Raw genomic sequence first — 24,999 nt, forward strand, 5'->3', positions numbered from 1 at the left:
GTATTATTTTAATTAGCTTACTCAACATTATTCATGCTAAGCACTGTTATTAGTTTTTTAATCACCATTAGTATTGTCGTCGTTTTTCATGAATGGGGACATTATTTGGCGTGTCGTCTTTTTGGTATTCATGTGGAGCGTTTTTCACTTGGTTTTGGTCAGGTGATTTATAAAAAAACCGATCATCGGGGCTGCGAATGGGCGCTGAGTGCCTTACCCCTAGGTGGTTATGTGAAGCCCTTATCGGTTGCCTCGGAGCAATATGGCGCCTTAATGGATAGGCCTGAGGGCTTGCCTGCTAAACCGATTGAGGCAGTCTCACCGTGGCATCGCTTTGTGGTCTATGCGGCTGGTCCCTTATTTAGCTTTATTTTGGCTATTCTAATTTATACCGGACTGAATCTTAAGGGTGAACAACAGGTGGTGGCCATCTTAGCTGAACCGCCTGCGGCGTCGCTAGCAGCAGAGGCCGGTTTGCGCCGGCATGACTTAATTGTGGCGGTGAATGGTAAACCGGGCTACAGTTGGACTCAGGTGAGTGAAGCATTATTGGAACCCATGCATTTTGGCGGCGAGGCGCAGTTGAGCGTGATTCGTCAAGTGGATCGCCACTCCTTAGCGGATCATATGAGCGATTTAACACAGCGCTTAGCTTCCTATCCTAGAGAAAATCTGTTGCTTCGCTTTAACTCAGTGGATGGTACCCTGGAAAATCGAGATTTAATGCGTGAAAGCGGTCTGATACTGGATACCACACGGGTTAAGGTGATGGAGGTGATTGCAGATAGTGCGGCTGCTCAAGCAGACTTGCGTGAGGGCGATATTATCAGCGGTTTTTGTGAGCCTGTACCTGCCGTTAGTAGCGGTGATACGCCTGAAGCACCAGCAGATGACAGCTTCGGTCTGGCTGCTTTGATGCAAGCGTTTAAAGCGCATCCTGAACAGTCTCTATGTTTATCTGTGGAACGAGATGGAGCTTTGCTAGAGCTCGCTATTACTCCAAAACGGGTCACTAGCGAGGGACAAAGCGTTGGGCGAGCTGGTGTGCGCCTAGCGGCTGACTTGCCGACGATTACGGTGCGTTATGGGCTGGTGGATAGTGTTAGTCGTGCTATCAGTAAAACTTATGATTTAGCTGCGATGTCTGTTAATGCCGTCATCAAGATCGTTACAGGTGATATTTCTTGGCGCAATCTAAGTGGCCCGATTACCATTGCCGATTATTCGGGTAAGGTAGCGCAAGTAGGGGTTTGGCCTTTTCTTTCATTTATTGCTTTGATTAGTTTGAGCATTGGGGTACTTAATCTACTCCCTGTGCCGGCCTTAGATGGAGGCCAGATGGTCATTTGTGTGATTGAGGGCTTACGTGGTAGACCCTTGCCTGAGGCAGTGCTGCAGCATATCCATCAACTAGGCTATTTACTTCTTTTAGTATTGATGGTATTGGCCTTTAGCAGCGATATTTTCAGACTTTTGTAAAAAAATGATAAATCCACGTTAATCAAGTGGCATAATTGAGTAGTTTTACACTTTATTTGACTTTGCTAACAAGATTGGCTAATTTGTCATAAACTTGTAAATCGGCTTTCTATGATGCCGTTATCGCTTTTTATTCTTAGGCAGTTTTTTTAGAGATAAAGGATTGTTGATGCGTTTACGCCCTAACTTTACCCATAACCAAAAATCCTTAGCATTGAAATTATCAGCACTCTCCTTCGCAGTGCTATTGCCACTCAAGGGTATGGCTTTTTCACCTTTTGTGGTGCAGGATATTCGCGTGACTGGTTTACAAAGTGCTGAGCCGGGGATGGTCTTTAGTTATTTGCCGGTCGGTGTGGGCGGTACCTTTACAGAAGCGCAGGCTACAGATACGGTACAACGTCTTTATGCCACAGGTTTATTTGATGATGTAAATATCACGACGCATAATCGTATTGTTAATATTCAAGTCGTCGAGCGTCCAATCATTACCTCAGTGATTTATGAGGGGATGAATGCTTTTAATGATAAGCAGCTAAATAGTAGCTTACTAGAGGTAGGCTTTGGTGAGGGTAGGCCGTTAGATCCAGCCTTACTCGATCGCGCCAAGGATGAGATCCGCTCACAGTATATTCTTAAGGGGCATTATGGTGCCTCAATTGATCATATTTTAACCCCTTTACCTGGTAATCGTGTGGGCATCAGTTTTCAGGTGCAAGAGGGTAGTCGAGCCCGTATTCGCGATATTAACTTTGTTGGTAACGATACCTTCAGTTCCTCCACGTTACGTAAAGAAATGGTACAAACCACACCGGGCTATATGACCTGGTTTACTGGTAGCCATCGTTTTACGCGTGAGGGATTGGAGCGTGATACGCAAAATATCCGTGATTTTTATTTGAATCGCGGTTATTTAGATTTTCATATTAGCCAACCCCAGGTAAGTCTTTCAACCGACCGCAAGGATATCTCACTTAACTTTACAGTCGATGAGGGTAAGCCATACACCATTCGTAAGCAGCAGTTAGCTGGTGATCTATTGGGTTTAAATGAAGAGCTGCGTCAATTGATTGTGCAACGTGAGGGCCAGGTCTTTGATAATAGCCGTGCCCAAGAGACGGTGCGTCGTATTCAACTACGTTTAGGTGAGTTAGGTTATGCCCTAGCCGATGTGAATGTGCATCCGATTACCGATCCAGAGACTCAACAAGTGGATGTGACGTACTTTGTTAGTCCGGGTAAGCGTATTTATGTACGCCGTATTAATATCGGAGGTAACGTGCGCACACGTGACCAGGTGATTCGTCGTGAGATGCGCCAGCAGGAGTCGGCTTGGTATGATGAGGCACGCCTGAGTACCTCGCGCGATCGCATTGATCGCTTAGGTTATTTTAATACCGTTGATATTACCCAAGTGCCGGTGGCTGGTACTGACGATCAGGTTGATATCAATGTGGACGTCAAGGAAAAGCCTACTGGTTTAATTAACCTTGGTGTGGGCTATGGTTCGACGGACAAGCTATCATTTATGGCTGGGGTGAGTCAGGATAATATTTTCGGCTCCGGTACAGACCTAAGTTTACAGATAAATACTGGTCGCTATAATCGTGCTGCTATCTTAAGCCACACCGATCCTTATTTCACGCGCAGCGGCATTAGTCGTACGACCTCACTTTATTTCCGTGAAAATCGTCCTTATAGCGACTATGTATACGATCAGGACGAGCGTACCTATAGAATTCGTACTTACGGCTTTGGTATGAATTTTGGTGTGCCGATTTCGGAAAATGATCGCATCTTCTTAGGTGCTACCTTTGAGCAAAACCGCATTACACTACCTGATCGCTCAATTAATAACATTGTCATTCCTGAGGCGTATCGTGAGTTCGTTAAGCACTACGGTGAAAAGAGTAACGTGTTCTTATTAAATGCCGGTTGGACCAAGGATACGCGTGATAGCGCATTAGCGCCAACGCGTGGTTATCGTACAAGTCTAGATGCGGTGGTTGGTGTGGGTGATTTAAACTATTGGATCACCAGTGCTTCCGGACAGTACTATCTGCCTTTAGGTAAGAGCTTTACCCTTGCCTTTAATGCGGCTGTGGATTATGGTCGTTCATTTAATAAAAACAAACCCTTCCCGGTCATTAAGAATATGTACGCTGGTGGTATCGGTTCAGTGCGAGGTTATGAGGGAGCTTCACTCGGTTCGCGTGACCCGGTGTCTGGTGACTATCTAGGTGGTTCTAGTCGTGTGTTAGCGAATGTACAGCTATACCTACCATTCCCCGGCACCAATCAGGATCGTACCTTGCGTTGGTTTGTGTTTGCCGATGCGGGTAAGGTCACAACCACCGGCTCCACCACTTGCTATACTGGTAGCTCACGCTATGGCGGGGTGGTAGAGGATCCATGCGGTTGGCGCTACTCGGCAGGCGTGGGTTTATCATGGCAGTCGCCTTTAGGTCCTTTGGAGCTCTCTTACGCTAAACCGATTAAATCTAAACAGGGTGATGAGAAACAACAGTTCCAGTTCCAAATTGGTACATCTTTCTAAGCAGCGAGTCGTTACAAACTGTTTAAAAACAATTAGCGATGATTTTTTATAGCGTATATCATGTTATTTTTATAAAGACTCATCGCCTTTAAAATTTTTTCAATCAGAGGTGTTTATTAGATGAATACTACGTCAAACCAAGGCTTTATTCTGCCTAAGCTGCAATCTTTTTTAGTGTCTGCAACCGTTGTTTCTTCCTTGGCTTTTGCATCTGCCGTATCGGCACAAGAAGCGCAGGCGCCCGTGACCGCCGATGGTATTAAAATCGGTTTTGTTAACACTGAAAAGATTCTGCGTGACTCTAAGCCTGCCAAAGAAGCTCAAACTCAAATTGAGGAGGAGTTTGGTAAGCGTGACGAGGAGTTGCAGAAGTTAGCGGATAATCTACGCAAAAAATACGAGGACTTTGAAAAAAATGCACCGGTGATGTCTGATGCGGATCGTTCCAAGGCGCAGCGTGAGTTAACCGACTTAGATACGGATTTGCAGCGTAAACGTCGTGAATTCCAAGAGGATTTCAATCGTCGTCGTAATGATGCCTTTTCAACCATCGTTGAAAAAGCAAACGTCGCCATTCACGAACTGGCCGCCTCTGAATCTTATGATTTAATTCTACAAGATGCGGTGACTGTCAGTGAGCGTATTGATATCACTGATAAAGTGATTAACGTCTTAGATAATAAATAGTTGTTTCTTTTCTTATGTCACACAGCCTTAGTCTTCCTTTAGATAAATTATTAGCACAGGTTAATACCGAGGGGCTAGCCTATTCAATTTTAAACACTAGCACGCAAGCGATGCCGACGATTCGAGGCTTGGGTTCTTTGTCGCATGCGGGCAGTGAGCAGATTAGTTTTTTATCTAATCCGCGAATGTTTAATCTACTGCTAGAGACTAAGGCGGGTGCAGTGATTCTGCCACAACAGGGCGTTGATAAGCTGCCTGCTACGGTGCCTTTTGTGGTGGTGGTGTGTGAGGATCCCTATCTACTCTATGCGCGAATTTCTCAATACTTTGATGATAGTCGCATTGATTTAGTACCTAAAGTAATTCATCCTACCGCAGTCATTGATGCGACAGCAGAAATTGCTGAGGGTGTGGCGATTGGTCCCTATGTGGTGATTGAAGAAGGTGTGAAAATTGGCAGTGGCTCCGTGATTGGAGCGCATTGCGTGATTGGCAAAAACTCCTCCATTGGCAAAGATACGCGTTTACATCCCCATGTGACTTTATACCGTGGTACGCAAATTGGCGATCGTTGTCTATTACACAGTCATGCAACCTTAGGTGCCGATGGCTTCGGCTTTGCCCCTGATAATACGGTAGAAAAGGGCGCTTGGTGCCGTATTGCCCAATTTGGTAATGTGATCGTGGGTAATGATGTAGAAATCGGTGTATGTACCTCCATTGATCGCGGTGCCCTAGGCGACACCATTATCGGTAATGGCGTCAAGCTTGATAACCAAATTATGATTGGTCATAATTGCGTGATCGGTGATCATACCGCCATGGCCGCCTGCGTAGGTGTTGCGGGTTCAAGTATTATCGGTAAGCGTTGTACCTTAGCCGGTGCAGCCATGCTGGCAGGGCATTTAGAGCTAGCTGATGATGTCCATATTTCAGGCGCCACCGGTGTGATGTCCAGCATTAATAAACCAGGTCGCTACACCTCCGCTTATCCTATCGAAGAGCATAGCGAGTGGCAAAAAAATGCAGCAGTGATTAAAAATTTATATAAGCTGCGCCGACGCGTACAAGAATTGGAAAAAAAGCTCTAATACAGCGTCATGTAGCGTAATAAATTCAAGTTATTAAAAATAATAAATCGTTTGGGAAAGAAAAATGAGTCAAGAATTGCAATTAGATATCGCCGGTATTATGAGCCGTTTGCCACACAGATATCCGTTTTTATTAGTTGATCGTGTGTTGGATATTGTACCGGGTGAGAGTATTGTTGCCATTAAAAATGTCACCATTAATGAACCGTTTTTCCAAGGCCATTTTCCTCATATGCCAGTGATGCCCGGTGTCTTAATTGTGGAGGCATTGGCTCAGGCAGCCGCTTTATTTACTTTTATCTCTGAAGACGGTAAGCCCTTGGATCCTGAAAAAACCGCCTACTACCTCGTGGGTGTGGATAATGCGCGTTTCCGTACACCGGTCGTGCCGGGCGATCAACTAATGCTGCATGTAAATGCTGATCGTATTAGTAAGGCACTCTGTAAGTACACGGCCGAAGCTCGGGTTGATGGCAATGTGGTGGCCTCAGCAAAAATTATGTGTGCGATTCGCAAATTAGATTAGTTCGTCTTGCGTTAAGCACACCTTTTTATAGAGATTTTCAGACAGGTTTTTATGGCTAATATTCATCCTACCGCAATCATTCATGAGGGCGCAAAGCTACATGAAAGTGTAAAAGTTGGCGCTTACTCCATTATTGGTGCAGATGTCACCATCGGTGAAAACACGGTGGTTGGTGAGCATTGTGTGATTGATGGTAAAACGACCATCGGTAAAAACAATCACTTTTATCGTTTTTGCTCCATTGGTGGTGTGCCCCAAGACAAAAAGTATGGTGGTGAGCAAACAGCGCTGCAAATCGGCGATGGTAATATGTTCCGCGAATTCGTTACCATTAATACCGGTACGGTGCAGGATGTCGGGGTGACCGTGATTGGTAATAATAACTGGATTATGGCGTATGTACATATTGCGCATGATTGTCAGTTAGGCAATGAGATCATCATGTCCAATGGCATCCAATTGGCAGGTCATATTCATATTGGTGATTGGGCGATTATTGGTGGATTAGCGGCTGCCCATCAGTTTACTCATATCGGTGCTCATAGTATGACGGGTGGTATGAGTGCTATTCGTCAGGATATTCCACCTTATGTCTTGGGTGCGGGTCAACCTTATAAACCGGCCGGTGTTAACTCTGAGGGTTTAAGACGTCGTGGCTTTACGGCGACACAAATTCAAGCCATTCGTGAAGCATATAAGTATATTTATCTGCGCAGCCTGAAAATCGAGGATGCCTTGGTGGAGATACGTAAGCTTCAACAAAGCAGTGCGGAGGATGTGGCCAAGGTATTGGAGCCCTTTATTGATTTTTTTGAAAAATCATCTGCTCGCGGCATCGGTCGCTAATCAAGCATTATGACACACAGGATTACCATGGTCGCAGGTGAGCCCTCTGGGGACTTGCTTGCGGCTCGTGTGATTGAAGGTCTTAAAGCTCATGAGCAAGGACTGAGATTTCGTGGGATTGGTGGTCCGCATATGCAAGAAGCCGGTTTGGCCTTGGATTACCCAATGGATGCCTTATCGGTATTCGGCTATATTGATGCCATCAAGCAGTTACCACGTCTAATATCAATTTATCAAGGCTTTAAGAAAAAGACCTTGGCGCATGCGCCTGATGTTTTTGTGGGGGTGGATGCACCGGACTTTAATTTACGGCTAGAAGAGCAGCTTAAAAAATCCGGCATTCCGACGGTGCAATTTGTTAGTCCCTCGATCTGGGCATGGCGCTATCAACGCATCGAACAGATTAAGCGAGCCGTTGATCATATGTTGGTGCTGTTCCCCTTTGAAGTCGATATTTATGAAAAAGAGGGGGTGCCGGTTACTTTTGTGGGTCATCCCTTAGCCCAGCAAATCCCTAAGACGCCAGATGCTCGTGCGGCACGTATTCGTTTAGGATTAGATCCAGATAAGCCATTGTTGGCTATTTTACCTGGTAGTCGACAATCTGAATTAAAGGCGTTGAGCCAGGTTTTTTTACAAACCGCACAAAAATTACATCAAAAATACCCCGAGCTGCAATTTGCCGTACCTCTAGTGAATGAGGCGCGTAAGCAGCAATTTATTGAGCTAAGTAAGGGGATTACCCTGCCAAATCTACATCTTTTTGAACAAAAGCAGGCTCAGCAACCGGTTTCGCGTGATGTGATGGAGGCCTGTGACGCTGCACTATTAGCCAGTGGCACGGCATCCTTAGAAATGGCTCTATATAAAAAGCCGATGGTTATTGCCTATATACTTTCACCTTTGATGGTTAAGGTTATGGCATGGAAATCGGGGCAGTCGGCACCCTTATTGCCATGGATAGGTTTACCTAATATTTTATTGCGTGAGTTTGCAGTGCCGGAGCACTTACAGGAGGCAGTGACGCCCGAACAGCTAATGGCTTCTTGTGTGCGTGCGCTCGAAGATAAAGCATATATCGCAGCCACCAAGGCAAAATTTGAAGCGCTTTATAACACCCTAGCCATTGATACTCCTCGTTTGGCCGCAGAAAGGATTTGGCAAGTTGCCACTGCCCGATAGTGATTATGTCTAGTATTAAAACTTTCAATCCGATGAAGCTCGATGCAGGCGTGCTAATCGTTGGTATTGACGAAGCGGGCAGAGGACCTTTAGCTGGTTCGGTGTTTGCCGCCGCAGTGATCTTAGATCCGAATAAAGCAATCGAGGGCTTAATGGATTCCAAAAAGCTCTCTGAAAAAAAGCGTGATTATTTAGCAACAATAATTAAAGCGCAAGCGCTAGCCTGGAGTATCGCTTCGGCTAGCGTTGAAGAAATTGATCGCTTGAATATTTTAGAAGCCACAATGTTGGCGATGACGCGTGCTTGGCAGGGAATCAAGCAAGCCCATCATTATGTATTAATTGACGGTAATCAAATTCCTAAAGCCATGCGTGCAACGCTACCGGATAATCTGTTAAGCACTCAGCTCGTTGAAGCCATTGTGAAAGGAGATGATTCAGTACCGGCGATTGCTGCTGCCTCCATCCTCGCTAAAACCGCAAGGGACGCAGAGCTTTATGCCTTGGATGCACAATATCCCGATTATGGTTTTGCTCAGCACAAAGGCTATGCTACCAAACTACATTTAAGTCGGCTTGAAGCATTGGGACCATGTCCTATTCACCGACAAAGCTTTGCGCCTATTAAGCGTTTTTTGCAGCAGCCACAATCATAGTGCCTTTAGCATTCCTCGTCCCAGGAGTTGTATTATGTTTTCTGACGCTAAGCTAATCGATTCAAAAAACAATGCCTTTTTTAAGCGCTTAGTTAAAATCTCACAGAATAAAGAAAAAGCACTGTGCTTGTTGGAAGGGATTCATTTGTGTCAGGATTTTTTAGCTAAGGCGGATGGTGCGCAGCTAAAAGCAGCCATTTTTCAAGCCTCTGCCTTAAGTAAGGCGGCTAATGAGGCGAATAGTGAACTAATGCAGCTCTATCAGTGCTTAAATACTAGCCCTACGATATTAGCGGATCAGTTATTTAAGCAATTATGTGATGTGCCGAGTCCGCAAGGGGTGATCTTTTTAATTGAGCCAGCGCAACGCCCCTTGGATGAGCTTTTAGTGGACAAAACCATGGTTCTAGTTGATAGGGTGCAGGATCCGGGGAATTTGGGCACGATCATCCGTACCGTGGCGGCAGCCGGTATTAAGCAGTTAGTACTCTCCAGTGGCACGGTCAAAGCATGGTCGCCGAAAGTGTTACGTAGTGCTCAGGGTGCACATTTTGCGATCACTATTTTTACTGAGGTAGATTTAACGGTCTTAGTAAATAAGCTCAAGCTACCAATTTATGCCACTGCCTTAAGTGATGCAGCCAGGTCCTTGTATGCGCTGGATTTGGCTAGGGAATGTGCTTGGCTCTTGGGTAATGAAGGGCAGGGCGTGAGTCGAGAGTTATTAGCACAAGCCACGGCGGAAGTTTTTATTCCTCAAGCTGAGGCGGTCGAATCCTTAAACGTGGCAGTGGCTTGTGGCATTATTTTATTTGAGCAACGTAGACAGCGTTTAGCCCAAGTTAGCTAGTACTTAAGCGCTAGTAGCTTTTACGGTCAAGATTCAGAATTTTTAAGACCGTGGTTGAGATTTCTTCAATGGATTTGGTGGTGGTTGATAGCCATGCGATATTTTCACGGCGCATCATCCGCTCCGCTTCAGCCACCTCGTATTTACATTGATCGAGTTCGGCATAGGCGCTACCGGGACGACGTTCTTGTCGTACCTCATACAAACGCTCTGGATTAATCGATAAGCCAAAGAGCTTATGACGGTGCGGTAATAGGGTATCTGGTAAGGTGCCGCGGTCAAAATCCTCAGGGATCAAAGGAAAATTTGCTGCCTTAATTGAATACTGCATAGCCAGGTATAAACTTGTTGGGGTTTTACCACAACGTGAAACACCAACAAAAATCACGTCCGCATGCTCTAAATCATGCACAAACTGACCGTCATCATGGGCCAGCGTGAAATTGATCGCTTCAATGCGACGACGGTATTCGTCGGAACTGGCACTCACGTGCGAACGACCGATCGCCGGGTTAGATTTGGTCTGCAGACTTTCTTCGAGTTGGCGCACACAAGCCCCAAAAATATCCATATAGATGCAATTGCTATGGCGCAGGTGAGTGTTAATGTCCTCATCTACAATGGTGCTAAAAACAATGGGCGGTAGCTTATCCAGCTCAGCCGTGCTATTAATACGTGTCGCAATTTCTTGGGCGCGTTCAACCGTATTCACAAAAGGCTCACGCTCTTGTTGAAAGGTAAATTTATGAGTAAACTGCGACAACACTGAATGTCCGAAAGTCTCAGCAGTGATGCCAGTGCCATCAGAAACGATGAAAACAGTGCGCTTTTGTAATTGCATAGATAAAACCTTTTCCCTGGAGTGAAGAATGGGCTACAATGATAGCCTAATTAGATGACGGATTGATGATGTTTACACTTTATCTCAAGTAGTATTGTTACACCAAAAGGCCTATTTGTTCAGCAAAACGTGTTTTTTTGAACAAATAAGCTTTTTTATCTTTGAGGTATGTTTTATGACTTACGTTCTTCCTTTTGAGCAGTGTCGCATGTGTGACGTCGATGTGGTCGGCGGTAAAAACGCATCACTCGGTGAGATGATTAGCCAGTTGGCTTCCGCAGGCGTACGTGTGCCAGGTGGTTTTGCTACCACTGCCCAAGCGTTTCGTGACTACTTAAAGCAGTCCGATCTTGATAAGCGTATCAGCGAGCGCCTTGCTCGTTTAAATCCAGATGATGTGCGCGAACTCGCCGAAGCTGGTCAAGAAATCCGTCAGTGGATTATCGAGACACCGTTCCATGCGGAGCTTGAGCAGCAAATTCGCAAGGCTTATGCTGAGTTGGATGCTGATGGCAAGGGTACTTTTGCAGTGCGTTCTTCAGCCACAGCCGAGGACTTACCAGATGCTTCATTTGCTGGTCAGCAGGAGACCTTCCTTAACGTTGCCGGCATTGATGACGTGCTTGATAAAATTCACCACGTATTTGCCTCTCTTTATAACGATCGTGCGATTTCTTACCGTGTACACAAGGGCTATCGTCATGATGACGTGGCTTTATCGGCAGGGGTTCAGCGCATGGTGCGCTCTGATAGCGGTAGCTCGGGCGTGATGTTCACTTTGGATACCGAGTCAGGCTTTGAGGATGTGGTGTTTGTAACCTCATCCTACGGTCTGGGTGAAACGGTGGTGCAGGGTGCGGTTAACCCTGACGAATTCTACGTTTACAAACCGACATTAGAGGCCGGTAAGTATCCGATTGTGAGCCGTCACATTGGTTCTAAATTGATTAAGATGGAGTTTAAAGAGCATCGTGCACCAGGTGAAAACGCCGTACGTACCGTCGATGTTCCGACCTCCGAGCGCAATCGCTTCTCTATTACAGATGAAGAGGTAATTGAATTAGCGAAATACGCAGTTATTATTGAAAAGCACTACCAGCGTCCAATGGATATTGAGTGGGGTCGTGACGGTATCGACGGTAAGATTTACATCTTACAAGCCCGTCCTGAGACTGTTAAATCTCAACAATCAAAGCAGGATGTACAGCAGCGCTTTAAGCTTAAAACCACAGGTGATGTGATTTTGACTGGTCGTGCCATTGGCCAAAAAATCGGTGCTGGTAAGGTTCGCATTATTCATGATGTGTCTGAGATGGATCAGGTACAAGCCGGTGATATTTTAGTAACCGATATGACCGATCCAAACTGGGAACCAGTGATGAAAGTGGCTTCCGCTATTGTGACTAATCGCGGTGGTCGTACATGTCACGCTGCGATTATTGCGCGTGAATTAGGTATTCCTGCGGTTGTAGGTTGCGGTGAAGCAACTGAACTACTTAAAAACGGTCAGGAAGTGACGGTTTCTTGTGCCGAGGGTGATGAGGGTCGTATTTATGACGGTTTATTAGAAACTGAAATTGAGGAAATCAAGCGTGGTGAAATGCCTGAGATCCCCATCAAGGTGATGATGAACGTCGGTAACCCGCAGTTAGCCTTTGACTTCTCCCGTATCCCTAACAAAGGTGTGGGTCTAGCGCGCTTAGAGTTTATTATTAATAACAATATTAATGTCCACCCTAAAGCGGTATTAGACTACCCCAATGTTGATCCTGAATTAAAGCAAGCAGTAGAGTCAGCAGCACGCGGTTATGCTAGCCCACGCGCTTTCTTCGTTGAGAAATTAGCCGAGGGCGTGGCCACCATTGCCGCCGCCTTCTATCCGAAGACAGTGATTGTACGTATGTCAGACTTTAAGTCTAATGAGTACCGCAAATTAGTTGGTGGTTCACGCTACGAGCCTGAGGAAGAAAACCCGATGTTAGGCTTCCGCGGTGCATCACGTTACCTAGCCGATGACTTTGCTGAGTGTTTCCGCATGGAGTGCGAAGCACTGAAAAAAGTACGTGATGAAATGGGCTTGGATAATGTTGAATTAATGATCCCATTTGTGCGTACTGTGAGTCAGGCAGAGCGTGTGATTGACTTATTAGCAGCCAATGGCTTAAAACGTGGTGAAAACGGCTTGCGCGTAATTATGATGTGTGAGGTGCCGTCAAATGCCATTTTAGCTGAGCAGTTCTTAGAGCACTTTGATGGCTTCTCCATCGGTTCGAACGATATGACCCAATTAACCTTGGGCTTGGATCGTGACTCCGGTATGGAGATCCTGATGGCTGACTTTGATGAGCGTGATGAGGCGGTGCAGTTTATGCTGTCTCGTGCAATTCAAGCGTGTATCAAAGCCGGTAAATATGTCGGTATTTGTGGTCAAGGCCCGAGTGATCACCCAGACTTAGCCTTATGGCTCCAAAAAGAGGGAATTGTTTCCATGTCACTTAACCCAGATACGGTGGTTGATACATGGCAAAAACTTGCTGAGCAGCAAGGCTAATTCTATTCTTTAGTTTAAAGCCCGATGCTTTTATATTCCCACTAATCCTTGCTGGTTTAGTGGGATTTTTTTATGTGATAATTCATCTTCAGGTAAACTACCTTTGCTATGATGAAAATTGATAGGAGATATTGATGTCTGAATTAATGATTGAGGATTTGACCGTAGGTAATGGCGAAGAGGCTAAAGCGGGTCAAGAGGTGACAGTACATTACACTGGTTGGTTATTGGACGGTGGTCAAAAGTTTGACTCCAGCAAGGACCGCAATCAGCCTTTTAGTTTTCCTTTAGGCGCAGGTCATGTGATTAAGGGTTGGGACCGTGGTGTACAGGGAATGAAGGTCGGTGGTGTGCGTAAGCTGACGATTCCTGCCAGCTTAGGCTATGGTGCCTACGGTGCTGGTGGTGTGATTCCGCCTAATGCGACCTTAGTGTTTGAAGTCGAGTTATTAGCCGTTAATTAATTTTTGTTAAGGCGCTTCTATGTGGATTTGGTTTGCGATTGCTGTGGTGGCAGTGATATTAGAGTTGCTTAGCGGCACTTTTGTATTATTGCTAATCGGTTTAGGTGCTTTTGCTGCCGGTATTGCGACGTGGTTAGCATTGGATTTTATTGTGCAATTAGCCGTGTTAGCCATTGTGCCGGTATTGGGGATTTTCATTATGAAGCGCATGGGCAAGTTTCATCTGCGTAATCCCTTAGCCAGTGAGTCAGATGCTAATCTAAATCTGGATATAGGTCGTTCTGTTTTTGTAGAAGCATGGCAAGCTGAGCGTCGTCAAGCACAAGTCAGCTTCAGGGGCGCCACATGGCAGGTTAAACCGGCGGAGCACTATACAGCGCTTAGCCCCGGCAAGCATCGTATCGTGGCTGTGCGAGGCATTGTTTTAATTGTAGAACCTTTTGGAGAGATCTAGTTGTGGCTGATTTACTAAGTTTTTGGCTAATCCTACTGGTATTAGTCGTTATTTTTCTCGTTAAGTCTGTTGCCATTGTGCCTCAACAGCATGCTTGGGTGGTGGAGCGCTTGGGGCGCTATGACCGTACTTTAAGCCCAGGACCACGTTTAGTGATTCCGTTTATTGAAAAGGTGGCTTATAAGCATTCACTTAAGGAAATTCCCCTTGATGTCCCCAGTCAGGTATGTATCACGCGGGATAATACGCAATTGCAGGTGGATGGGGTGCTGTACTTCCAAGTGACTGATGCTATGTTGGCATCCTACGGTTCTTCTAATTATATTTTAGCGATTACCCAGCTTTCTCAAACGACCTTACGTTCGGTTATCGGTAAGATGGAGTTAGACCGCACCTTTGAAGAGCGTGAATTGATTAACAGCAAAGTGGTTTCTTCATTAGATGAGGCAGCCACCAACTGGGGCGTGAAGGTATTACGCTATGAGATTAAGGATTTAACCCCACCTAAAGAGATTCTGCATGCGATGCAGGCACAAATTACCGCTGAGCGCGAAAAGCGTGCCTTGATTGCGGCCTCAGAAGGGCGCCGCCAAGAGCAGATTAATATTGCTGAGGGTGAAAGAGCGGCTGCGATTGCACGTTCTGAGGGTGATCGTCAGATGCAGATTAATCAGGCGCAGGGTGAGGCAGAAGCCGTCGTAACGGTAGCTGATGCAACGGCCGAAGCGATTAAAAAAGTCGCCCAAGCCATTCAGGAACCTGGCGGTATGGCTGCGGTTAACTTACAGGTAGCAGAAAACTATATTTCTGCTTTCTCCCAATTAGCACAAAAGGGAAATAGTCTGATTATCCCGTCGAATTTATCGGATATCAGTAGCTTAGTTGCGAGTGCTATGACGGTGGTAAAAAATAACGACAAGCAGTAAAAATTAAAGGCTGTTATTCTAGATGAATAGCAGCCTGATTGTTTAGCGCGTATCATTTTTCATAATCCGGGCCTTTTCTCGCTCCCAAGCACGTTCTTTGATGGTGGCGCGTTTGTCATGTTGCTTTTTACCCTTGGCTAGGCCCACGGTCATTTTTATGAGACCGTTTTTGTAATAAAGGTTTAAGGGCACCAGGGTAAAGCCACGTTGCTCTACGCGACCAATTAATTTATTAATCTCGTGTTTGTGCATCAGCAGTTTGCGGGTGCGACTGGCGTCTGGGCGGATATGGGTGGAGGCGGTACCAAGTGGGCTAATCAGCATATTGAGTACAAATAACTCGCCATTACGAATCACAATGTGGCTTTCACCGATTTGCGTGCGTCCAGCACGGATGGCTTTAACCTCCCAGCCCTCAAGCACCATGCCGGCTTCAAACTCTTCCTCGATAAAGTAATCGTGTCGTGCTTTTCTATTATCAGCAATCCTGGTCATTCTATTTAATTCTGTGTTTTATTTGCTATAGGGCGTTAAAATATAGCCCACCTGTAAAATTTTTGTCAATTATCTATTCTAATCAGAAGAGTAGCTTTTTGCCATCAATCATTCTATTTATCGATTTTATTTCTATGCATACCGTCAAACGCAGTGTCTTAGTCCCTTATAGTGCCGAGCAGATGTTTAATTTAGTGGCTGATGTCGATAAGTACGAGGAGTTTATGCCTTGGTGTGGCGGCTCAGAGATTAAGGAGCGCTTCGATGGCGGACTCGTCGGCTCAGTGACCATCGCACTGTCAAAGATTAAGCATACCTTTACGACACGTAATACCCACGACTATCCGCATCAGATTCATCTGGATCTAGTGGATGGGCCTTTTTCATCACTGACTGGGGATTGGATCTTTACCCCCTTGGCCGAGGATGCCTGTAAAGTGGAGTTTACTCTAAATTACGCTTTTAATAGCCGACCGTTGGAGTTTATTTTAGGACCCATTTTTAATAAAGTGGCTAACAGTTTTATTGATTCCTTTACCAAAAGAGCAGAGCAGCAGTATGGTGAGGCATTCTGATTCAGCGCTGTTCACGATAGAGATCGTGTATGCAGCCACCCCTGATCGTATTTGGCAACAGCAATTGCAGCTGACAGCGCCTGTGACTATAGCTGATGCCTTACAGCAAAGCAATATATATAGGGAGTTTCCCGAGCTTAGGAGCCAGCTTCATGGTGTTGGCATCTTCGGCTTAGTAAAATCGTTGAGTCACAATGTCGCAGCAGGTGACAGAGTTGAAGTCTATAGAGAATTAAACTTTGATCCAATGGAGTCGCGACGGCGTCGGGCCGCCCATAGAAAGGCCGGTATTCTCAAAAAGAAGCATTTAAAGCCTGACCGCTCCCGACGTTTCGAATATATCGAACATAAAGATATGAGCTTAGGAGGAGAAAGTATGAGTGATGTGGTGTTGTTTTCAACAATTGAAAGTGGTGATAAATTAATCGCCGTTGCTACCTTGAATCGCCCTCAGGTATTAAATAGCTTGGATCTGCAGATGGCAGAGATGCTTTATACACAATTAAAGCAGTGGGAGCAAGATGAGCAAGTCGTGGCGGTGATATTGGCTGCGGCCGGTGAGAAGGCGTTTTGTGCGGGTGGTGATATTACTAGCGTGTATCAGGGGATGCTTGAAAACCAAAGCGGTGAGCCCTTGGCTAATCAATATGCGGTTGATTTTTTCAGCACCGAGTATCGCTTAGATTATTATCTACATTGCTATCCAAAGCCTGTGATTGTGTGGGGTCGCGGCATTGTAATGGGTGGTGGTATCGGACTTTTGTCTGGTGGCAGTCATCGTATTGTCAGTGATGATGCCCGTTTAGCCATGCCTGAGGTGACGATTGGCCTATTCCCGGATGTGGGCGGTAGTTGGTTATTACCACGGCTTAGCGGTCATAGCGGTCGTTTTTTAGCGGCCACCGGTGCCATTGTCAATAGCGATGATGCCTTATTTAGCGGCTTAGCCGATTATGCCATGACCAGCGATGCTTGGGATACTTTTGTTAAGGCCCTTGCTGCCCAAGTTTGGCCTAGCTACCCATGTAAGCGTCGAACCCGTATTGAACGTGATGATTTAATTCATGATGTCTTAAGTCAATTTGCTTATACTACCCCACGTGTTGAAGGACCATTGCAACAGCATGCAGCCTTGATTGATGAGATATGCGATGTGCGTGACTATAAGCGGGTTTATGAAGGTATCGCTAAGTTAGTTGAGCATGACAATGAATGGCTCTCACGTGCTGCGACCACGATGTTACGTGGTTCAGCTTTTGCCGTGGCATTAGGACTGACGCTACAGGACTATAGCAAGCACATGTCCTTAAAGGAGGTGTTTGAGTTAGAGTATATTGTGGCCTTACATTGCTCTGCCGACGGTATGTTCCAAGAGGGGGTTCGTGCCTTATTAATTGATAAGGATCGCAAGCCTCAATGGCGCTATCAAGCCATTGATGAAGTCGATATCAATAAGGTCTATGAGTATTTTGAAGCTCCGTGGTCGGCTGGAGCTGCCGAAGCATTTAAACTAGATTAAGTGATTAGGGGATGTCTTTAAAGGCATCCCCTAAGTAGTTACACCGTTAGTTTTCAGGTTTTTCAAGCGAGTAGGGTGGTGCCTGTACGTTGAGCACTGGGCCGTCAGCAGCGCCCAGATGCAGAGGTTCTGTCTGCGTGCCATCAACCGCTTCTAAACGTGTTTCAAATAGTACCCACGTGCCTTCTGCGGCAGGCAATCTGGCGATGTTGACTACTTGACCCACGGGTTGATCAGCTTGATAGATATCTGTGCCAACCTGAATGTCGTCGCTGCTATTGCCACTAAAGCCGATATAGCTGCGACGCTTGAGCGTGCCACGATAGTGACTGCGTGCTACCACCTCTTGACCGGGGAAGCACCCTTTTTTAAAGCTAACGGCACCTATTGCATCATAGTTAATGCTCTGCGGAATAAAGGCTTCGTAATTTGCCTGCTCCACCCAAGCCACGCCATTCATAATATCTAAGGCTGACCAATAAGCTGCGGCAGCCGGTGCCCATTCAAAATCACTTTGTTGAGGTAGGTATTGGTGCGTGGTGACTTCTGCGCTTTGCTGACCGCGTGAGATCACCAGATAGCGTTGTTCAGTGGCTTTTGAAGGGAAGCGAATCCATTGCTGTAAATCATGCTGATAAACGGCAAAATTCGCCTTCTGAGCAAGCTTTTCTGGCGCAATTTCCAGCTCATGATTGCTAGACCATAAAGCCAGCATTGAGCTGGGCACCTCTTCTAATACTACCTTATTGCGAAGAATAAACATTTTTAAACGCTTTAAGGTCGTGTCCAACAGATCTTTTTTTAGAAGTAAATAATAACTATCATCCGCCTCGGCATCTTGCCAGCAAATAAAGCTAGCTAGGCTACGACCCTTGGCATTACACCAGGCGCTAAGCCGTGCTTGTTCCGTGCTAACTTGCTTAATATCCTGGGTTAGTTGATTTTGTAAAAACTCAGCGGCATCGGCGCCACTTGCCTTAACTAGGGCAAAATCATCCAATAGCGCATAATTAACTACTGGTAAAGAAGAATCAGACATAAATAGCTCCACGATGTTTAGCGTAAATTATTGCTTTGTTACAGTATGCCATGCTTTTAGTGATTGGGCTTTGATCGTCGTACTCAGTAACGCTTGTTCGACTTATTTACAAAGGCTTAAGATTGCTTGAGTCCAAAGTAAACACCAAACAATCGAAACTGTTAAAATTGATCCATTCATAAGGGAGTATTTTTACTACGGGTCGTATGTCAAAGATTTTAAAGTACCTCATATTACCAGTTGTCGTACTGAGCCTGATTCTGAGTTCAGTCGCTGCATACTATGCTTATCACTGGTCTAAAACCCCAGTTACGCTGAATGACAGTGTTTATGATTTTCATATTAAACGCGGTGATAGCTTACGTACTGTGGTTAGCTTGCTTGAGCGTGAGGGTATTCTCAAGCATGCGCCATTAATGATTTTATACGGTCGTTACACAGGACAGGATCGTATGATTAAAGCGGGTGCTTATGAGATTAAGTCCGGTGACACGCCCTTGGATGTGTTGGAGCGCATTGCCAGTGGTGATATGAGTCAACGTCGCATTGCATTGATTGAGGGGCATACCACCAAGCAGTTTATTGAGCGTATTCAGGCTAATCCAGACATTACAGTGACCTTGGATGCCACTAAGCCCGAGGAATTGTTAGCTAAATTGGGCAGTAGCTATAACTCGCTAGAGGGAATTTTTTACCCCGACACTTATGTGTTTGTACCGGGTGATACGGATTTTGATATCTTACGTCGAGCGTATGTGCAGTCTCAAAGTCATTTGCAAGCGGCTTGGGATAGTCGTAATCCAGACAGTCCTTATAAAAATCCCTATGAACTATTGATAATGGCCTCCATCATTGAAAAGGAAACAGGTTTGGCTAGTGATAGGGATACCATCGCCGGTGTTTTTACTAATCGCTTGAAGGCCAATATGCTATTACAAACCGATCCAACGGTGATTTATGGGATGGGTGATAAGTATCAGGGGCGCATACGTAAGGTAGATTTACAGACGGATACGCCGTGGAATACCTACACCCGCGCTGGGTTACCACCGACACCCATCGCCAATCCGGGTTTAGCGGCATTGACAGCGGCTAGTCAGCCGGCTGAGCATAGTTTTTACTATTTTGTGTCGCGTGGGGATGGTAGTAGTGAGTTTGCAGAAAATTTGCAGCAACATAATCGAAATGTTAAACGTTTTATCTTAAATAAAGGGGATTAGGTGAGGGGTTTATTCTTAACAATTGAAGGCGTGGACGGGGCCGGTAAAAGCAGTCATATGGATTTGATTGCCACAACGATCGAGTCCTTTGGTTATGAGATTATCCGTACTCGCGAACCTGGTGGTACCCCCTTAGCTGAAACCTTACGGCATTTGTTGCTGAGCGAGGACATGAGTTTAGAAACCGAGCTGTTATTGATGTTTGCCGCGCGCCAAGAGCATTTGAATCAGGTAATTAAGCCCGCGCTATTGGCTGGTAAGGCAGTGGTTTGCGACCGCTTTAGTGACTCCACCTTTGCTTATCAAGGGGGTGGGCGGCAGATTGAGGCCAAAAAAATTCAATCCTTAGTCGAGTTAGTGCACCCTAATTTACAGCCGGATTTGACCTTGTTGTTTGATTTGCCTTTAGAGATTGCACGTGAGCGTATTGCAGCAGAACGTCAATTGGATCGTTTTGAGCAAGAGGAAGAAGTGTTTTTTAAACGGGTGCGAGACGCCTATTTAGCTCGAGCAGCGGCCGAAACGCAGCGCTTTCTTGTGATAGATAGCAGTCAGCCCATGGCGCAGGTTGCTGAGACACTTCAGCAAAGCCTCACTGAGCGCTTACAAGCCCATCTGTTACACCCGCCTATCAAATAATATGAGCTATTCAACACCGCAATTTTTACCTTGGCAGGAAGCGCTTGCCGAGCAATGGTTAGGGCAAAATGAGCGTTTTACTCATGCTTGGCTAATTCATGGCGAAGAGGGTATTGGCAAGTTTCAGTTTGCACATGCCGCAGCCGCTGCCATGCTGTGTGAGAGCCCTAAGGTCTCACACCAGGCCTGCGGTGCCTGTCAATCTTGTCGTTGGTTAGCGCTTAATCATCACCCCGACTTGCGGATAGTGGTGCCCGAAAGTATGTATGAGGCACTGGGTTTAGCACCAAACGAAGAGGAGGCGAGTAGTAGTGAAGCGACTAAAAGTCTTTCCAATCAGATCCGGGTGCAACAAATTCGGGCCTTAGAGCAAAAGAATTTTTTCACCCTTAGCACCCATCGTGGTGGTGCTAAGGTATTAATTATTTATCCGGCTGAGCGATTAAATACTGAGTCGGCTAATGCGATTTTAAAAATTCTGGAAGAGCCCATCGGCGATACCCGCTTTTTAATTGTTAGTAACAGCATAAAAAAGCTTTTACCAACTATTGTGTCGCGCTGTCAACGTTTGCATTTAGCGATCCCGGACCATGAGAGCAGTGTTGCGTGGTTAGGCTCAGAGGGTGTGGCTGATCCTGAAAATGCCTTGGCGGCAGCGGGTGGGGCACCTCTTAAAGCAAAGCAGCAAAGTGCATCGGCTTATGAGCCTTTGCGCTATTGGCTAGGCGATTTTGTACAGAGCCTGGCTGCACGTGAGATACCGGATATGCAGTCCTATGTTGATAAGCTGGATAAAATTGCAGCTGAGCAATGGCTTGATAGTTTGCAGCGTTTTTTTGTGGATTTACAGCTATATCATCACGGTTTAGAGGCGCGCTATTTTCCCGCATTAGCGCAATCCACACAGCAAATAGCTGCTGCTTTGGATGCGCATAAAATAGCCGATTTATTTGATTTTTTGAGGCAAGAGCAGGCGACTGCGGCGCATAGTTTTAATAAGCGTTTATTAATCCAAGCATGTTTACAACGGGTGATGCTCCTGTGCTTGGCGCGAACATCTTAATTTTTTTCATTTTATTATGTTTATCGATTCACATTGTCATTTAGATTTTCCCGAGTTAGTTGAGGATCAGGCGCAAGTGCTTGCTGCCATGAAACAAAATGATGTGGGTTTAGCACTTTGTATCTCCGTATCGGTGCCAAACTTCCCCGGTGTTTTAAAGCTGGCAGAGGAGCACGATCATTTATGGGCCAGTATCGGTGTGCACCCACAATATGAGGATACGCCGGAGCTCAGTGAGGCGGATTTTGCCGAGTATTTGAAGCACCCAAAAATTGTGGCGGTCGGTGAGACTGGTTTAGATTATTATTGGGGCAAAGAGCCTTTGGATTGGCAAAGAGATCGTTTCAGAACCCATATCCGTGCAGCCATTGCTGCCGATGTGCCATTAATTATTCATACCCGTGAGGCCAAAGAAGATACGCTACGTATCCTGAAAGAAGAGGGGGCTGAGCGTTGCGCTGGTGTGATGCATTGCTTTACCGAGGATTGGGCAATGGCTCAAGAGGCAATGGCCTTAGGGTTTTATATTTCTATGTCAGGTATTGTCACCTTCAAAAATGCGCAGCAGGTTCAGGAGGTGGCGACTAAAACTCCGCTTGATCGTTTATTAATTGAGACGGACTCTCCCTATCTGGCGCCCGTTCCTTATCGAGGTAAGCGTAATGATCCCTCCTTAGTGATTTATGTGGCCGAAAAAATTGCCGAATTGAAACAAATTTCGGTACAAGAGGTCAAAGAGGCAACCACGGAAAACTTTTTCAACTTATTTAAAAAAGTGCAACGCCCTACGGTGTAGTCACAACGCGTTTTTATTAGGAATGATTTTTATGCGATTAGGTGTTAAACAACAAATTTTTGCTTTTATTAGTGCCTTGATGCTTTTGTTATGTCTGCAAAGCCCAGCACTTGCGAATGACTGGTGGGTTGATGTGCGTAACGATCGCGTTAGTAAACTCCTTGATGCCATCGAACGAGGTCAGGATCCTAATATATTAAATGGTGACGGCCACACTGCTTTAATCTATGCGTATCGAGAGGGTGCCTTAAAAAGCTTTGAGGCCTTGGCAACTCACCCTAAAGTCGATATTAATAAGCAAAATAGCTACTATGAAACGGCCATCATGTATCCTGCTTTGGCCGATGATTTAGCACGGGTACAACTGTTGGTAAAGCATGGTGCTCAATTGAATAACCTCGGTTGGTCACCGATTCATTATGCAGCGATTAAGGGTAATGCTAAAATCGTCAAGTATTTATTAGATCATGGCGCATGGCCTAATTCACCTGCGCCAGACGGCTCCAATCCCTTAATGATGTCAGTCAGTGCACGCAATGTTGAAGCGGTGAAGGCCTTGCTTGAAGCTGGCGCAGATCCGCGCGCAGTTAACTTTGATGGCATCAGCGCCTTGGATATTGCCAGGAAAATGAATCATCGCGAGATATTAGAATTACTCTCTAAGTAATGGCATTGGCTTAAAATTCACCACGGAGATACCCGATCATATTAGTCGGGTATCTGCTATAATTGACACTATATTGAATTCACTAGTTAAAGGATTGGCGTAATCATGTTGGTAGATCGATTTAATCGGCGCATTGAGTACTTACGCATTTCCTTAATCGATAAATGCGATTTGCGCTGTACCTACTGTATTCCTGAGGGTTTTACAGAGTTTGAGCATGCAGAAAACTACCTGAGCTTTGATGAAATCGAACGGGTAGTGGCGGCCTTTGCCCGTTTAGGTACCTCACGCTTCAGATTAACTGGCGGCGAACCACTACTACGCAAAAATGTGGTTGATTTAGTGCGCCGTCTCGCTGCACTTGATGGGGTAGAGGATCTTTCCATGACCACCAATGCCACGCAGCTCGCTCGCTATGCCCAAGCCTTAAAGGACGCCGGCTTAACTCGATTTAATATCAGTTTAGATTCATTAAGTCCTGAGGTGGTTAAAAATATTAGCGGTAGTGACTCCTTGCCTAAGGTGTTGGCGGGTCTAGCAGCGGTGAAGGCAGCTGGTTTTGAACGGACCAAGATTAATATGGTGCCCCTGGCTGGGATTAATACACAGCACATTGAGCAGATGATTCGTTTTTGTATGGATCATGGCTTCATCCTGCGTTTAATTGAGGTTATGCCCATGGGCGTGACGGGGCAGCGCTTAGACTACGTCAATCTACAGTCAATCATTGAGGAGGCGCAGTCCAAGTTTCATTTGATCGAGTCCACGCGGATTCAAGGTGGCGGGCCAGCACGTTATTGGGAAACGGCAGATGGCAGTTTTTCGCTAGGTTTTATCACGCCGCGCTCGCAGCATTTCTGTGAGACCTGTAATCGCGTTCGTATGACCGCTGATGGGGTATTACATCTGTGCCTTGGCCAAAATGATAGCTTCGACTTAAAGCCTTATTTACGCAGTGGCTGTTCCGATGAGGAGTTAGAGGAGGCGCTGCGATTAGCGATTGAACTAAAGCCTGAAAAGCACGAGTTTAACGAAAAACCTGAGCAGATTATCCGCATTATGGCCAAAACCGGTGGTTAAGGTCGGCATTAAAAACTAAAAGCTAAAAGGCTCCGTCATATGATAATGGAGCCTTTAGTATGTTAGGCGTGAGGCTGCATTATAGGGGTTGCCATTTTTCGCCCGGATAGACGGCATTACATATTTCTGGTCTGCATCGGACCTTTAAACCGCTAACGGACTCAATACAAAAGGGGACTGAAGCAAAAATGCCATGAACTTTTTGCTTACCCGCTTCGTCCTTTAGCCCGCCTAGGGTTTCAGCAATGGCTTTAGGACGTCCAGGTAGGTTCAGAATCACGCTACTGCCACGTAATACACCCACTTGCCGGGAGATAATGCCGGTTGGAATAAAGTTTAATGAGATTTGGCGCATTTGCTCACCAAAACCTGGCACGACACGTTCGGCCACAGCTAAGGTCGCTTCAGGCGTCACATCACGAGGGGTGGGACCGGTACCGCCGGTGGTTAGGATCAAATGGCATTGCTCCTCATCGGCTAATTCTCTCAGGGTCATTGAAATTAGGTCTAACTCATCAGGAATGAGGCGTGGCACATACTCGATAGGATTAATAACCGCCGCATCTAACCATGCCTTGAGTCCAGGTAGCCCCTCATCCTCATAGATCCCCTGTGAAGCTCGGTCACTCACCGAAACAACACCAACTTTTAGTGTTTGTAGTTCAAAAGCGAAATCATTTTGCTGACTCATTAACTATAGTCCTCATATACAATTTACAATCAGTACCGTTAACTATATCATGCTGTGCACTAAGGATAGGCTTTATCAACAATTGCCGTAAGACCCCTTCCTTTA

At 45.8% G+C, this 24,999-nt stretch carries 25 protein-coding genes; 21 read left to right on the plus strand and 4 right to left on the minus strand.

Annotated features, from left to right (window positions below):
* The first annotated feature begins 33 nt into the window (after positions 1–33).
* The 9 genes from rseP to HMPREF3179_RS07650 all read left to right on the plus strand — a co-directional run bounded on the left by rseP (position 34) and on the right by HMPREF3179_RS07650 (position 9,874).
* Positions 34–1,479 carry an RIP metalloprotease RseP gene (rseP, locus tag HMPREF3179_RS07610; RefSeq protein WP_070470478.1) on the plus strand — a complete coding sequence of 482 codons (1,446 nt, stop codon included), beginning with the start codon at positions 34–36 and terminating at the stop codon, positions 1,477–1,479.
* A 169-nt stretch (positions 1,480–1,648) separates the two neighbouring features.
* Positions 1,649–4,036 carry an outer membrane protein assembly factor BamA gene (bamA, locus tag HMPREF3179_RS07615; protein ID WP_036559842.1) on the plus strand — a complete coding sequence of 796 codons (2,388 nt, stop codon included), beginning with the start codon at positions 1,649–1,651 and terminating at the stop codon, positions 4,034–4,036.
* 120 nt (positions 4,037–4,156) lie between these two features.
* Positions 4,157–4,723 carry an OmpH/Skp family outer membrane protein gene (locus tag HMPREF3179_RS07620; RefSeq protein ID WP_065421000.1) on the plus strand — a complete coding sequence of 189 codons (567 nt, stop codon included), beginning with the start codon at positions 4,157–4,159 and terminating at the stop codon, positions 4,721–4,723.
* 14 nt (positions 4,724–4,737) lie between these two features.
* Positions 4,738–5,814 (plus strand): UDP-3-O-(3-hydroxymyristoyl)glucosamine N-acyltransferase, encoded by a 1,077-nt coding sequence (lpxD, locus tag HMPREF3179_RS07625; protein ID WP_018026625.1) that lies wholly within the window; start codon positions 4,738–4,740, stop codon positions 5,812–5,814.
* 76 nt (positions 5,815–5,890) lie between these two features.
* Positions 5,891–6,340: a 3-hydroxyacyl-ACP dehydratase FabZ gene (gene fabZ, locus HMPREF3179_RS07630; RefSeq protein WP_026156854.1), complete on the plus strand. Its 450-nt coding sequence runs from the start codon at positions 5,891–5,893 to the stop codon at positions 6,338–6,340.
* 51 nt (positions 6,341–6,391) lie between these two features.
* Positions 6,392–7,186, plus strand: a complete 795-nt coding sequence (gene lpxA / locus HMPREF3179_RS07635; protein ID WP_018026627.1) for an acyl-ACP--UDP-N-acetylglucosamine O-acyltransferase — start codon at positions 6,392–6,394, stop codon at positions 7,184–7,186.
* A gap of 9 nt (positions 7,187–7,195) precedes the next feature.
* Positions 7,196–8,368, plus strand: coding sequence for a lipid-A-disaccharide synthase (gene lpxB, locus HMPREF3179_RS07640; protein ID WP_026156855.1), 1,173 nt, complete (start codon positions 7,196–7,198; stop codon positions 8,366–8,368).
* A 5-nt stretch (positions 8,369–8,373) separates the two neighbouring features.
* Positions 8,374–9,024, plus strand: coding sequence for a ribonuclease HII (gene rnhB, locus HMPREF3179_RS07645; protein ID WP_083290724.1), 651 nt, complete (start codon positions 8,374–8,376; stop codon positions 9,022–9,024).
* 34 nt (positions 9,025–9,058) lie between these two features.
* On the plus strand, positions 9,059–9,874 hold the full coding sequence (locus tag HMPREF3179_RS07650; protein WP_070470480.1) for a TrmH family RNA methyltransferase: 816 nt from the start codon (positions 9,059–9,061) through the stop codon (positions 9,872–9,874).
* Positions 9,875–9,884: 10 nt separating this feature from the next.
* Here HMPREF3179_RS07650 and HMPREF3179_RS07655 read toward each other — a convergent pair whose 3' ends face one another.
* Positions 9,885–10,715 carry a posphoenolpyruvate synthetase regulatory kinase/phosphorylase PpsR gene (locus HMPREF3179_RS07655; protein WP_018026631.1) on the minus strand — a complete coding sequence of 277 codons (831 nt, stop codon included), beginning with the start codon at positions 10,713–10,715 and terminating at the stop codon, positions 9,885–9,887.
* A 175-nt stretch (positions 10,716–10,890) separates the two neighbouring features.
* On the opposite strand from HMPREF3179_RS07655, the gene ppsA reads away from it, so the two are divergent.
* From ppsA to HMPREF3179_RS07675, 4 genes are all read left to right on the plus strand, one after another.
* A complete protein-coding gene (gene ppsA, locus HMPREF3179_RS07660) occupies positions 10,891–13,266 on the plus strand; it encodes a phosphoenolpyruvate synthase (protein ID WP_070470519.1) in 2,376 nt (791 codons plus the stop codon).
* Positions 13,267–13,400: 134 nt separating this feature from the next.
* Positions 13,401–13,730, plus strand: a complete 330-nt coding sequence (locus HMPREF3179_RS07665) for an FKBP-type peptidyl-prolyl cis-trans isomerase (RefSeq protein ID WP_018026633.1) — start codon at positions 13,401–13,403, stop codon at positions 13,728–13,730.
* A gap of 19 nt (positions 13,731–13,749) precedes the next feature.
* A complete protein-coding gene (locus HMPREF3179_RS07670; RefSeq protein WP_018026634.1) occupies positions 13,750–14,184 on the plus strand; it encodes an NfeD family protein in 435 nt (144 codons plus the stop codon).
* 2 nt (positions 14,185–14,186) lie between these two features.
* A complete protein-coding gene (locus HMPREF3179_RS07675; protein WP_018026635.1) occupies positions 14,187–15,110 on the plus strand; it encodes an SPFH domain-containing protein in 924 nt (307 codons plus the stop codon).
* A gap of 42 nt (positions 15,111–15,152) precedes the next feature.
* On the opposite strand, the gene smpB is transcribed toward HMPREF3179_RS07675, so the two are convergent.
* Entirely contained in the window at positions 15,153–15,605 is a 453-nt protein-coding gene (gene smpB, locus HMPREF3179_RS07680; RefSeq protein ID WP_070470482.1) for an SsrA-binding protein SmpB, read from the minus strand.
* Between the two features lie 134 nt (positions 15,606–15,739).
* On the opposite strand from smpB, the gene HMPREF3179_RS07685 reads away from it, so the two are divergent.
* Entirely contained in the window at positions 15,740–16,180 is a 441-nt protein-coding gene (locus tag HMPREF3179_RS07685; RefSeq protein ID WP_026156858.1) for a type II toxin-antitoxin system RatA family toxin, read from the plus strand.
* Complete coding sequence (locus HMPREF3179_RS07690) at positions 16,164–17,699, plus strand: RnfH family protein (protein WP_083290725.1); 1,536 nt, start codon at positions 16,164–16,166, stop codon at positions 17,697–17,699. The genes HMPREF3179_RS07685 and HMPREF3179_RS07690 overlap by 17 nt, the downstream gene beginning before the upstream one ends.
* A gap of 46 nt (positions 17,700–17,745) precedes the next feature.
* Here HMPREF3179_RS07690 and HMPREF3179_RS07695 read toward each other — a convergent pair whose 3' ends face one another.
* Positions 17,746–18,738, minus strand: coding sequence for a CAF17-like 4Fe-4S cluster assembly/insertion protein YgfZ (locus tag HMPREF3179_RS07695; RefSeq protein ID WP_036559832.1), 993 nt, complete (start codon positions 18,736–18,738; stop codon positions 17,746–17,748).
* A 206-nt stretch (positions 18,739–18,944) separates the two neighbouring features.
* Here HMPREF3179_RS07695 and mltG point away from each other — a divergent pair, with 206 nt between their 5' ends.
* The 6 genes from mltG (at position 18,945) to moaA (ending at position 24,203) form a co-directional block, all read left to right on the plus strand.
* Positions 18,945–19,958, plus strand: a complete 1,014-nt coding sequence (gene mltG, locus HMPREF3179_RS07700) for an endolytic transglycosylase MltG (RefSeq protein ID WP_070470484.1) — start codon at positions 18,945–18,947, stop codon at positions 19,956–19,958.
* On the plus strand, positions 19,959–20,597 hold the full coding sequence (gene tmk, locus HMPREF3179_RS07705; protein WP_018026642.1) for a dTMP kinase: 639 nt from the start codon (positions 19,959–19,961) through the stop codon (positions 20,595–20,597).
* A gap of 1 nt (position 20,598) precedes the next feature.
* Positions 20,599–21,660: a DNA polymerase III subunit delta' gene (gene holB / locus HMPREF3179_RS07710; protein ID WP_018026643.1), complete on the plus strand. Its 1,062-nt coding sequence runs from the start codon at positions 20,599–20,601 to the stop codon at positions 21,658–21,660.
* Positions 21,661–21,676: 16 nt separating this feature from the next.
* Complete coding sequence (locus tag HMPREF3179_RS07715) at positions 21,677–22,456, plus strand: TatD family hydrolase (protein WP_070470486.1); 780 nt, start codon at positions 21,677–21,679, stop codon at positions 22,454–22,456.
* A gap of 31 nt (positions 22,457–22,487) precedes the next feature.
* Complete coding sequence (locus tag HMPREF3179_RS07720; protein ID WP_083290726.1) at positions 22,488–23,123, plus strand: ankyrin repeat domain-containing protein; 636 nt, start codon at positions 22,488–22,490, stop codon at positions 23,121–23,123.
* 105 nt (positions 23,124–23,228) lie between these two features.
* Positions 23,229–24,203 carry a GTP 3',8-cyclase MoaA gene (gene moaA / locus HMPREF3179_RS07725; protein WP_070470488.1) on the plus strand — a complete coding sequence of 325 codons (975 nt, stop codon included), beginning with the start codon at positions 23,229–23,231 and terminating at the stop codon, positions 24,201–24,203.
* Between the two features lie 79 nt (positions 24,204–24,282).
* Here the strand turns inward: moaA and mog are convergent, their stop codons facing one another.
* Complete coding sequence (mog, locus tag HMPREF3179_RS07730) at positions 24,283–24,894, minus strand: molybdopterin adenylyltransferase (RefSeq protein WP_070470491.1); 612 nt, start codon at positions 24,892–24,894, stop codon at positions 24,283–24,285.
* Positions 24,895–24,999 lie beyond the last annotated feature (105 nt).

Origin of the sequence: Oligella sp. HMSC09E12 (assembly GCF_001808505.1) — a bacterium.
Lineage (GTDB): Bacteria > Pseudomonadota > Gammaproteobacteria > Burkholderiales > Burkholderiaceae_B > Oligella > Oligella urethralis.

What these genes read in the sequence shown, in the direction of transcription:
- holB (WP_018026643.1), top strand. Translation starts at nt 20,599, where the DNA reads ATGAGCTATTCAACACCGCAATTTTTACCTTGGCAGGAAGCGCTTGCC.
- HMPREF3179_RS07685 (WP_026156858.1), top strand. Translation starts at nt 15,740, where the DNA reads ATGCATACCGTCAAACGCAGTGTCTTAGTCCCTTATAGTGCCGAGCAG.
- lpxD (WP_018026625.1), top strand. Translation starts at nt 4,738, where the DNA reads ATGTCACACAGCCTTAGTCTTCCTTTAGATAAATTATTAGCACAGGTT.
- HMPREF3179_RS07665 (WP_018026633.1), top strand. Translation starts at nt 13,401, where the DNA reads ATGTCTGAATTAATGATTGAGGATTTGACCGTAGGTAATGGCGAAGAG.
- bamA (WP_036559842.1), top strand. Translation starts at nt 1,649, where the DNA reads ATGCGTTTACGCCCTAACTTTACCCATAACCAAAAATCCTTAGCATTG.
- smpB (WP_070470482.1), bottom strand. Translation starts at nt 15,605, where the DNA reads ATGACCAGGATTGCTGATAATAGAAAAGCACGACACGATTACTTTATC.
- mltG (WP_070470484.1), top strand. Translation starts at nt 18,945, where the DNA reads ATGTCAAAGATTTTAAAGTACCTCATATTACCAGTTGTCGTACTGAGC.
- rnhB (WP_083290724.1), top strand. Translation starts at nt 8,374, where the DNA reads ATGTCTAGTATTAAAACTTTCAATCCGATGAAGCTCGATGCAGGCGTG.
- HMPREF3179_RS07620 (WP_065421000.1), top strand. Translation starts at nt 4,157, where the DNA reads ATGAATACTACGTCAAACCAAGGCTTTATTCTGCCTAAGCTGCAATCT.
- HMPREF3179_RS07720 (WP_083290726.1), top strand. Translation starts at nt 22,488, where the DNA reads ATGCGATTAGGTGTTAAACAACAAATTTTTGCTTTTATTAGTGCCTTG.
- lpxA (WP_018026627.1), top strand. Translation starts at nt 6,392, where the DNA reads ATGGCTAATATTCATCCTACCGCAATCATTCATGAGGGCGCAAAGCTA.
- HMPREF3179_RS07690 (WP_083290725.1), top strand. Translation starts at nt 16,164, where the DNA reads ATGGTGAGGCATTCTGATTCAGCGCTGTTCACGATAGAGATCGTGTAT.
- rseP (WP_070470478.1), top strand. Translation starts at nt 34, where the DNA reads ATGCTAAGCACTGTTATTAGTTTTTTAATCACCATTAGTATTGTCGTC.
- HMPREF3179_RS07670 (WP_018026634.1), top strand. Translation starts at nt 13,750, where the DNA reads ATGTGGATTTGGTTTGCGATTGCTGTGGTGGCAGTGATATTAGAGTTG.
- lpxB (WP_026156855.1), top strand. Translation starts at nt 7,196, where the DNA reads ATGACACACAGGATTACCATGGTCGCAGGTGAGCCCTCTGGGGACTTG.
- HMPREF3179_RS07650 (WP_070470480.1), top strand. Translation starts at nt 9,059, where the DNA reads ATGTTTTCTGACGCTAAGCTAATCGATTCAAAAAACAATGCCTTTTTT.
- HMPREF3179_RS07715 (WP_070470486.1), top strand. Translation starts at nt 21,677, where the DNA reads ATGTTTATCGATTCACATTGTCATTTAGATTTTCCCGAGTTAGTTGAG.
- moaA (WP_070470488.1), top strand. Translation starts at nt 23,229, where the DNA reads ATGTTGGTAGATCGATTTAATCGGCGCATTGAGTACTTACGCATTTCC.
- ppsA (WP_070470519.1), top strand. Translation starts at nt 10,891, where the DNA reads ATGACTTACGTTCTTCCTTTTGAGCAGTGTCGCATGTGTGACGTCGAT.
- mog (WP_070470491.1), bottom strand. Translation starts at nt 24,894, where the DNA reads ATGAGTCAGCAAAATGATTTCGCTTTTGAACTACAAACACTAAAAGTT.
- HMPREF3179_RS07655 (WP_018026631.1), bottom strand. Translation starts at nt 10,715, where the DNA reads ATGCAATTACAAAAGCGCACTGTTTTCATCGTTTCTGATGGCACTGGC.
- HMPREF3179_RS07695 (WP_036559832.1), bottom strand. Translation starts at nt 18,738, where the DNA reads ATGTCTGATTCTTCTTTACCAGTAGTTAATTATGCGCTATTGGATGAT.